The sequence below is a fragment of the Microseira wollei NIES-4236 genome (assembly GCF_020521235.1).
GTDB classification, from domain to species: Bacteria; Cyanobacteriota; Cyanobacteriia; order Cyanobacteriales; family Aerosakkonemataceae; genus Microseira; species Microseira wollei.
In genome coordinates this window covers 1-9,670 of sequence record NZ_BLAY01000261.1, presented here as the reverse complement: position 1 = coordinate 9,670, position 9,670 = coordinate 1, and the positions used below count along the sequence as shown (strand labels likewise).

Below are 9,670 nucleotides of genomic sequence, written 5' to 3'. Positions count from 1 at the left end.
AGGGGAGGGCATCCCCAAAGTAACGCTAAGGGAGTTGGAACCGCTACTCTGCTTGGGGAAACCCTGGTGGAGCAAGTTCTGACGATGAGCTTAGAATCCCCGGTCTTTTAAGCCGGGGAGTGTCAATAATTCTCGGTCTTTACGGAACGCGCCGATGCTCTATGTAAATCCGCCCCCAACAACGGGGTATTCCGTCCAAAACGCACTTTTGCTTTACCTGATCCCGGATTTTTCCGGATGCACCAGTCTGTTGCTGCTACTTTGGGTTTTGTAATTTTGACGGTAATTTCGCTTAATTGAGCAATTTTTTGGCTGATTTTCTCCGTAATTTAGCCTTTTTATCTGTAGGAATTACGCAAATCAACCGGGTTTCTCGGAAAAATCCTTGATTTGTCAACCAGAGATCTATGAAGAAACCCGGTTTCTGATATATTCGCTTCAACTTCCTATAGCTAATTTAAATCTTTGTTAAAAATCGTTTGTCTCTACCCCTTTTACCCAATTGTAAAGGTTATTCTTGGTATAGCTGGTTTGGATTTTATATTTATCAGTCTGCTGCAAATATTTCTCACATAATTTTCACAAAATACCAAATGCAGAAAGGATAAATCGGGTGAGATGAATCACATCAACCGGCTTCGCCACCAGTAAAAATCAACTAAGATACTAGCCAATCAACCGAGCAAAAATGAAGCGCATCAGTCAAGAATTATTCGCATTAGCAGCCACTACCCTGGGATTAGTTTCATTACCTGCAACTGCCAATGCATTTACAATCAGATATGCCCCCGAATACACAGATAGCCAATTTGAATCTTTAATTTCTAGCGGCGACTATTGGGAGGAGTTTGTCGTTCAAAGCCAAATTGGCAACAACGCAGTTCAAGGTCAAAATCCTTGGAGTGGAGACAAGGAACTGCATATCTTTGATGCAGTTTATTCAAACAATTCTGCGCCATTCACCCGCACCTTACCCGGTGTTGCTTCCAGCGATTATGGATTCACCAGCGGTCAAGCGGTAGATTTCATCCTGCAAGTAACTGGTTCGCAAGTCACCTATACTGTTGGCAATAGAGTGTTAACCAGTTCTAGTTTTACCGCTCCTTTTACAGATTTGTTTTTGCGGACGAGAGCGGATAACGGCAGCATGTTGATCGGCGATTTGAGACTCAACGGTCAATCGATCAATGCCTTAGAATCTAACAGTTCCGACACGTTAAAATATATCATGATCGGCGGATTGACGGGTGACTTCACCCTGTCTGGTAAATCGACGATGACGTTTACGCATGCTCCTTTTGCTGAAGCTACAAGGGGCGCACGAGTTGCGTATCAAATTAAAGCAGGTCGTTTAAGCGATCGGGGGCGCGCAGATATATTTGGTCAAACTCCTTCTACAAGCGTACCCGAACCAAGTACGATTGCTGCCCTATTAGTCACAGGTGCTGTAGTTGCAGCTTCTAATAAGAAGAAAAAATCAGTTAACCAATAAATTGTAGGGACAGGGCATTAGACAAATTATATCAAATCCGGTTGGCTCGGAATGATTAGCTTTCTTGCTAATTGCTAATTGCTAATTGCTAATTGACCCTACGCGCAGTAATTCCGATGCCACCGGAAACGATATTATTGGGAAAAATCTGGTTAAAAAACCCGGTTTCTTGATAGAAACCGGGTTTTTGAGCGGGGGACAAAACAAACAGGTATTATTTGCTACCCACTGTTTCTGGTTGGGATTCGCTGCTGGTGGGAGCAGAACCTTGAGTACCGAGTTGAATCAATTCAACTTTATATCCATTGGGGTCTTCGACAAAAGCGATTACCGTTGAACCGTGTTTCATTGGTCCCGGTTCCCGTACTACTTTACCGCCACGAGCTTTAATTTCTTCACAGGTGGTGTAAATATCATCGACACCAAGGGCAATGTGACCGTAGGCGTTACCGAGATCGTACCGCTCGACGCCCCAGTTGTAGGTTAATTCGATGACGGTGTGGTCGGACTCATCGCCGTATCCGACAAAAGCGAGGGTAAATTTCCCATCTGGATAGTCTTTTTGGCGAAGCAACTTCATGCCCAAAACGTCGCAGTAGAACTTGAGCGACTCTTCCAGGTTACCGACGCGCAGCATGGTGTGTAGCATTCGCATGGTACGCAACTCCGAATTTTTTAACTTTTCTTCATTTTAGGGCGATCGCTAATTGGTCTAGGCCATCACCAAAGTTTCTTGCTGCGATCTCTGGAGAAACCCGGTTTCTTTGCGTCAACGTTTTTCAGAGAAATAGACCAGAAACCGAACCTAGAAACCGGGTTTCTGGGTAGATATCTGGTTCCAAGTCGCAGATTTTTCCGAGAAACCCGGTTTCTTGACGTCACTCCTCTACCCATTACCTGTTACCCATTACCCAAATCAGTAGACATGTTTAATCTCAGGGGGAAGGGGCGGTTAAACCCCTATGCTTAACAATCGATCTGATTGCTCCGATAATTATCGGCAGTCCTGAATGCAAGCGGCGCGCGATCGCTGCCCTACACGAGGTTATACGCCATGACTGACACCCTAAATACTGCCATCGATCACATTCAAGCGCGGGAAATTCTCGATTCCCGCGGGCGTCCTACGGTGGAAGCAGAAGTCTACCTAGCCAACGGCATTGCCGGAATTGCCCAAGTCCCCAGCGGCGCTTCTACCGGCACGTTTGAAGCTCACGAACTGCGAGATGGAGATAAAAGCCGTTACGGCGGTAAAGGCGTCCTCACGGCGGTGCAGAACGTCAACGAAAAAATTGCCCCCGAACTACTCGATCTCGATGCCCTCAACCAAGAATTCCTCGACCGCACGATGATCGAGTTAGACGGTTCCCCAAATAAATCCAATCTGGGAGCCAATGCGATTCTAGCGGTTTCCCTCGCCGCCGCGAAAGCGAGTGCCGCTGCGTTGACGATCCCGCTGTATCGCTACTTGGGCGGGCCTTTGTCAAATTTGTTACCCGTTCCGTTGATGAACGTCATCAATGGCGGCGCTCACGCAGCTAACAACGTCGATTTTCAAGAATTCATGATCGTCCCGGTGGGGGCGCCTTCGTTCCGGGAAGCGCTGCGCTGGGGGGCGGAAGTATTCGCTACCCTCAGCAAGGTGTTGGATGATAAAGGTTTGCTGACTGGTGTGGGGGATGAAGGCGGCTTTGCGCCTAATTTAGCGTCGAATCAGGTGGCTTTGGATTTGCTGGTAGCTGCAATTGAGAAAGCAGGCTATAAACCAGGCGAAGAAGTCGCCCTCGCATTGGATGTCGCCGCGAGCGAATTCTATAAACAGGGTCAATATGTTTATGATGGGTCAGCCCACGCCCCAGAAGAGTTTATCGAGTATTTGGGGACGTTGGTAGGGCAATATCCCATTGTTTCGATTGAAGATGGGTTGCACGAGGAAGATTGGCAACACTGGACGCTGCTAACCGATAAAATCGGTTCCCGCGTTCAATTGGTAGGCGATGACTTGTTTGTTACCAACCCCACGCGGTTACAAAAAGGCATCGAGACAAAAGCCGGTAACGCGATTTTGATTAAGCTCAATCAAATTGGCTCGTTAACCGAAACCCTACAAACCATCGACCTGGCAACCCGCAACGGCTATCGTTCCATCATCAGCCACCGTTCCGGCGAAACCGAAGATACCACGATTGCCGACCTGGCGGTGGCGACTCGTGCGGGTCAAATCAAAACGGGTTCCTTGTGTCGCAGCGAACGAGTTGCTAAATACAACCGCCTGCTGCGAATTGAAGAAGAATTGGGCGACCAAGCGGTTTATGCCGGTGCAGTTGGGTTAGGACCCAAGTAGGGCAGGTGTGCGGGTGTGCAGGTGTGCAGGTGGGCAGGTGCAGGCTGGCTGTGTCTGCATTTAACCTGCTCATAGCGTGGAAACTAGGGCAAAAACGTCAAATTTCTCACACTTGCCCACCTGCCCACCTGCCCCTGGATCCCACCTGCTTCTCTGCCCGATTAAGGATAAAAGCCCAACTGGGGCAATCCCAGAGTTTCTTCCCAACCCATCATCAGGTTTAAACATTGGATGGCTTGACCGGATTGACCTTTGATTAAGTTATCAATTGCTGACATGACGATGATCCGTCCTGTACGGGCGTCCACTTCGACCCCGATGTAACAATTGTTATTGCCGCACGCCCACTTTGTTTGGGGATAAACTCCGCTGGACAGGACTTTTACCCAAGGCGCTCCTCGGTAAAATGCAGTATAAATAGTCACTAAGTCTTCGCGCACCAGACCGGGATCGCGGAGGGTGGCGTAAACGGTTGCCAAAATACCGCGCACCATCGGGATCAGGTGGGGTGTAAATTGTACCGTGACTTCGTGTCCGGCTAAATCGCTACAAATTTGCTCGATTTCCGGGGTATGGCGGTGACGCCCGACGTTATAAGCGCCCAAAGAGTTGTCGGCTTCGGCAAGCAGTAGGTTGATTTTGCCTTGGCGTCCGCCGCCCGATGTGCCGGATTTAGCATCGATAATCGCGGTGTCCGGGACGATTAAACCTTGTTTGAGCAGGGGGGAAAGCGCCAGCAGGCTGGCGGTGGGGTAGCAACCGGGACATCCAATTAGCTGGGATTGGGCGATGCGATCGCGGTACAATTCCGGTAAGCCGTATACAGCAGTGGATGCTACTTCTCGGTCATGGCGATCGCCTCCGTACCAAGTGGTATAAGTATCCAAATCGGTAAAGCGATAGTCTGCCGAAAGATCCAATACCTTGCATCCTTTAGCCAACAGTTCCGGCGCGATCTGATACGCTAACCCATTAGGCAGGGAAAGAAACACCGCTTGACAGCGAGCCGCAATTTTTTCTAAATCAATTGGCTCGACGATCAGATCGACCAGATTTACCAGGTGGGGGTAAAGATCGGAAAATGGTTTTCCAGCACTGCTTTCACCGCCTAAGTAAACCAATTCCACCCTGGGATGATCCATCAACAGCCTCACCAGCTGGACTCCCCCATAACCCGACGCGCCGATAATTCCAACTGGAACGCGCCCTAAATCACCCATAACACTTGACCCTTGTAAACTTGTGGTTCAAAATAGTTAAACTTTTGCTGCATTGTAGTACTAAAAGCACGGTTTGGCTTGGGAACTACAATTAGTATTAAGGCAACTGCGCTCCCTGGCATTTTCACGGTAGACAACATTGTTGCTTGCCAGAGGTGGTGGCGTTGGTCACCAGACTTGCCTTCCGGGCGATTCGCGCTCCGCGATAGCGATAGCTTCACGCCCAGTCGTTCGTAGTAGGCGCTTGGGCGCCGTCGTTCGTAGTAGGGGCATGGCGTAAAATCAGTTTTGATTTCGATCAAAAGTTTGTAGAATGCCGTGCCCGTAGTTGCGCTCGCCGCAACCTTTGGGGTGGAGCGATCGCAAGTCAACAATCCATAGTACAAGGTGCTTGGACTTGTAGACGAACCTTGGGGAAATAAACTCAAGAATTGCCCAGTAGCATTTATGCCGAATATCCCTGTCCGTTATGCACTTGTTGCTTACTTCCAAACTGGATTGTCGGGCAATATCGTAGTCATAATTAGTTGGTAGGGAGTTGTCCTTGTCTGGTTCATCACCAACAGGTTTTGATCGCACCCGTTCAAGGTGCCTAGAAACAAGGTAGGGTGGGATAAGGCAGCTAAAAACGGGCAACCTTTCCCGGCTCTAAGCAAGGAAATGTCACCAAGAGCAGCAATCCCCATCGGCTTTCCTACACTAATACAAAGTTAGAGGTTTGCACCTGTCTAACTTGATGGAAAGCTTTAAAAAAAACTTAAAATTTATTGACTGGAACTAATCTGTGGAATCGCCGCAAAACTTGTCCGATCGATCTTTTCAGTTTGACTCAATTGACTGCGCGCTGGCAGAAATTAAGGCGGGTCGAGCGATCGTGGTAGTGGATGACGAAGCCCGCGAAAACGAAGGCGACTTGATCTGCGCGGCTCAGTTCGCTACCCCCGACGTGATTAATTTTATGGCGGTAAATGCGCGGGGGTTAATTTGTCTGGCGATGACGGGTCAGCGCCTGGATGAATTAGACCTGCCGTTGATGGTCACCAACAATACCGACAGCAATCAAACTGCTTTCACCGTCAGCATCGATGCTGGTCCTCAGTTGGGGGTAACGACGGGCATTTCGGCAGAAGACCGCGCGCGCACGATCCAAGTCGCGATTAACCCCACCACGCGCCCAGAAGATTTGCGTCGCCCCGGTCACATCTTCCCAGTGCGCGCTAGAGATGGAGGCGTGCTTAAACGCGCCGGACATACGGAAGCAGCGGTTGACCTAGCTCAACTAGCTGGGTTATACCCGGCAGGGGTAATCTGCGAAATTCAGAACCCCGACGGCTCGATGGCGCGGTTACCCGAGTTAATCGAATACGCCCAAACTCACCAACTCAAAATTATCAGCATCGCGGATTTAATTAGCTATCGCCTCCAGCACGAACGGTTTGTCTGTCGCGAGACGGTGGCGGCTTTACCTACCGAGTTCGGTAATTTCCAAATTTACGCTTACCGCAATACGTTGGATAATTCCGAACACGTGGCTATTGTTAAGGGTGACCCCGCTGGGTTTGAAAATCAGCCGGTGTTGGTGCGGATGCACTCGGAATGTCTGACGGGGGATGCTTTGGGTTCCCTGCGTTGCGACTGTCGGATGCAGCTGCTATCGGCACTCAATACAATCGAGAAAGCCGGGATGGGCGTTGTGGTTTACCTGCGACAAGAAGGCAGGGGTATCGGCTTGATTAATAAGTTGAAAGCCTATTCTTTGCAGGATATGGGGCTGGATACGGTGGAAGCTAACGAACGGCTGGGTTTCCCAGCAGATTTGCGGAACTACGGCGTGGGGGCGCAAATTCTCACGGATCTGGGAATTCACAAAATTCGCCTGATTACCAATAATCCCCGTAAAATTGCCGGGGTGAAGGGCTACGGTTTGGAAGTGGTGGAACGGGTACCGCTACTGATCGAGGCGAATACCTATAATTCGATCTATCTGGCGACCAAGGCGAAGAAGCTGGGTCACATGCTGTTGCAGACTTATCTGGTGACGGTGGCGGTAGCATGGGTGGATGAAGACCAGTCGATCGCTCAACGCTACGAGAGGTTGGAAAAAGTGCGCCATTTGGCGGCGCAGTTCCACTTGCTGTTGCAGGAAGAAGCGCGGAGTGTAGCGATCGCTCTATTCGGTCAATCTTCCCTGACTTTCCACTTGGGCTTCGATCAACCGAATTTGGCAACCCCCGACTGGTATCGCCAACCAAACCATCCTTACCTACAAGCGATCGCTCGCTTGCTAGACAACCTCGTGAGTTGGTCAGATCTCCACCACCTGGAATTCCTCGTTTCCCCCGGTGTTGACCCCCTCACCAGCTTGCAGGTACAACTCGATCGTCAAACATTCCCGATCGATCGGTTACCTTCCTCGGTTTGCGATCGCCTGGAAACTCAGAAAATCTATATTTTCTCCCGGACATAGGGCATAAAGCCTGGGGCATCTGTAATATTTATTACTATCCATGCCCCATCATTACTTTTTTGTAAAGACAAACAAAATTAGATTTAAAGATTAAGTAAAGCGTGAGAAATTAAGTGATTCTTCTGCCAAGATAGACAGTGTATTCACCGAGGAGCTGCCAACAAATCGAGCTAAGTGTCCAGATAATCAGCCTGAATCGTTAACGCAAGACTCAGAACCTCGCCACCCTGCTCGGTGAAAATTCTGCTGTAAGAGTATACGCCAAAATTGCGTGCTTCAGCTTTAACCCACTCGCAGATACTGTGGCTTGGGTAATTTCTCAAAACAACAAGCATCTGCTCTACAAACTATTACTTCATCAGGAACGGCTTACTATGATTGTTAAAAAATTATTAAAGCAAGAAGCAGAAAAAAATTTGCCAGGTCACTACCAGGAAGAAGAAAAGATGACTATTGAGCAATGTTTGAGCCAAGGAACGGCAAGAGCTAGAGAAGGAAACTATCAAGAAGCTATTGAAAACTTCGAGCGGGTCTTGCAAATCGAGCCAAAATGTGCAAAAGGTTACTACAATCGGGGACTAGCACGGTATGAATTAGGCGACTATCAAGCAGCGATTGAAGACTTTAACCAAGCGCTGGAAATAGATCCGCAATATGCAGTTGCTTACAACAGTAGGGGAAATGCGCGGCGCGCTATAGGAGAGCAACTCGAAGCAATTTGCGATTTTAACCAAGCTTTACAGCTGACTCCAGAGTTTATTCAAGCTTACATCAATCGGGGGATGCTGCACTTTGAGTTGGGAGATCATGAGCTAGCGATCGCAGACTTTAACCAAGTTTTACAGCTCGATCCTCACCTAGCTGAAGCTTACCTGAGTCGGGGGATTGCCAGGTTTAAATTGGGAGATAAAGAAGGAGCCATTGCCGATTACAAACAAGCTCTAAAAATTAATCCTTCCTTGGCAGAAGCTTACAACAATTTAGGAATGGCTCGCTTTGAATTAGGCGATCAACAAGGAGCGATTGAAGATTTTAGTCTGGCGATACAAATCGATCCGTACTTAGTGGAAGCTTACAATAATCGCGCTCTGGTTCGCTTTCACTTAGACGAAAATAATGCGGCGGTTGAAGATTACGAAAAAGCCTTAGAAATTAACTCCAAATTGACAGATGTTTACTACAACCGAGCTTTTGCCCGCTATAAACTAGGCAAAAAGCAAGAAGCAGTTGAAGATTATAACCATATGCTAGAAATCGATCCGGTCGATGCCGAAGCTTACAATAACCGGGGGAATCTTTACGCGGTGATGGGAGATAGTCAGGGAGCGATTGAAAATTACACCCAGGCGCTCTCTATCAATCCTAAAAAAGCGAATGCCTACTATAACCGAGGTTTGGTTTACTATTACCGGGGAGACTTACAAAGCGCAATTGAAGATTTTAATCGAGCATTGGAACACAATCCCAACCATGGAGCCACCTATAATAACCGGGGACTTGCCTACAGAAACCAAGGAAAAATTCAGCAAGCTTTGGCAGATTTTAACCAAGCATTGCGGATAGATCCTAATTTAGCCGAAGCTTATGTTAGCCGGGGTTTGCTGCGTTCGGACTTGGGAGATAAACAGGAAGCCATTAACGACTTTAACCAATCTTTGCAGCTAAATCCCAAGGATGCCAGAACTTATAATAACCGGGGATTTATTCGCTACAGATTGGGAGAGATTAACCAAGCTGTTGCAGATTTTAACCATGCTTTGCAACTCGATCCTAATCTGAGTTCGGCTTATATTAACCGAGGATTGGCTCGTTTTGCACTAGGTGATAAACTGGGAGCGATTGAGGATGTGGATCTGGGATTGCAAATTGCGCCGCTGCACCATCGGGATCGAGATGATTACGAGCAAAAACTTTTGGTTGGCTAGTCAGTATTAGGGTGGAATGGCACTTACTTTAGGGAGGCTCCGCCTCGGCTGAGCCTCTATAATCTAGTTCCCAGGCTGAGCCTGGGAACTAGGAGCAGGCTGAGCCTGGGAACTAGGAGCAGGCTGAGCCTGGGAACTAGGAGCAGGCTGAGCCTGGGAACTAGGAGCAGGCTGAGCCTGGGAACTAGGAGCAGGCTGAGCCTGGGAACTAGGAGCAGGCTG

At 48.5% G+C, this 9,670-nt stretch carries 7 protein-coding genes; 4 read left to right on the top strand and 3 right to left on the bottom strand.

Annotated elements, in window-relative coordinates:
• Nucleotides 1-688: 688 nt before the first annotated feature.
• A complete protein-coding gene (locus tag MiSe_RS44745) occupies nucleotides 689-1,492 on the top strand; it encodes a choice-of-anchor W domain-containing protein (RefSeq protein ID WP_226593079.1) in 804 nt (267 codons plus the stop codon).
• A gap of 214 nt (nucleotides 1,493-1,706) precedes the next feature.
• Here the strand turns inward: MiSe_RS44745 and gloA are convergent, their stop codons facing one another.
• Nucleotides 1,707-2,147, bottom strand: a complete 441-nt coding sequence (gloA, locus tag MiSe_RS44740; protein WP_226593077.1) for a lactoylglutathione lyase — start codon at nucleotides 2,145-2,147, stop codon at nucleotides 1,707-1,709.
• A gap of 399 nt (nucleotides 2,148-2,546) precedes the next feature.
• Here gloA and eno point away from each other — a divergent pair, with 399 nt between their 5' ends.
• Entirely contained in the window at nucleotides 2,547-3,836 is a 1,290-nt protein-coding gene (eno, locus tag MiSe_RS44735) for a phosphopyruvate hydratase (RefSeq protein WP_226593075.1), read from the top strand.
• 161 nt (nucleotides 3,837-3,997) lie between these two features.
• On the opposite strand, the gene argC is transcribed toward eno, so the two are convergent.
• Nucleotides 3,998-5,056 (bottom strand): N-acetyl-gamma-glutamyl-phosphate reductase, encoded by a 1,059-nt coding sequence (gene argC / locus MiSe_RS44730; protein ID WP_226593073.1) that lies wholly within the window; start codon nucleotides 5,054-5,056, stop codon nucleotides 3,998-4,000.
• A complete protein-coding gene (locus tag MiSe_RS44725) occupies nucleotides 5,044-5,484 on the bottom strand; it encodes a hypothetical protein (protein WP_226593071.1) in 441 nt (146 codons plus the stop codon). Before MiSe_RS44725 ends, argC begins: the two co-directional genes overlap by 13 nt.
• A gap of 356 nt (nucleotides 5,485-5,840) precedes the next feature.
• On the opposite strand from MiSe_RS44725, the gene ribBA reads away from it, so the two are divergent.
• Nucleotides 5,841-7,523, top strand: coding sequence for a bifunctional 3,4-dihydroxy-2-butanone-4-phosphate synthase/GTP cyclohydrolase II (ribBA, locus tag MiSe_RS44720; protein ID WP_226593069.1), 1,683 nt, complete (start codon nucleotides 5,841-5,843; stop codon nucleotides 7,521-7,523).
• A 374-nt stretch (nucleotides 7,524-7,897) separates the two neighbouring features.
• Entirely contained in the window at nucleotides 7,898-9,448 is a 1,551-nt protein-coding gene (locus MiSe_RS44715; protein WP_226593067.1) for a tetratricopeptide repeat protein, read from the top strand.
• The last annotated feature ends 222 nt before the right edge of the window (nucleotides 9,449-9,670 follow it).

Excerpts from the sequence above, each read along its gene's own strand:
- MiSe_RS44745 (WP_226593079.1), top strand. The coding sequence starts at position 689 with ATGAAGCGCATCAGTCAAGAATTATTCGCATTAGCAGCCACTACCCTG.
- gloA (WP_226593077.1), bottom strand. The coding sequence starts at position 2,147 with ATGCGAATGCTACACACCATGCTGCGCGTCGGTAACCTGGAAGAGTCG.
- eno (WP_226593075.1), top strand. The coding sequence starts at position 2,547 with ATGACTGACACCCTAAATACTGCCATCGATCACATTCAAGCGCGGGAA.
- argC (WP_226593073.1), bottom strand. The coding sequence starts at position 5,056 with ATGGGTGATTTAGGGCGCGTTCCAGTTGGAATTATCGGCGCGTCGGGT.
- MiSe_RS44715 (WP_226593067.1), top strand. The coding sequence starts at position 7,898 with ATGATTGTTAAAAAATTATTAAAGCAAGAAGCAGAAAAAAATTTGCCA.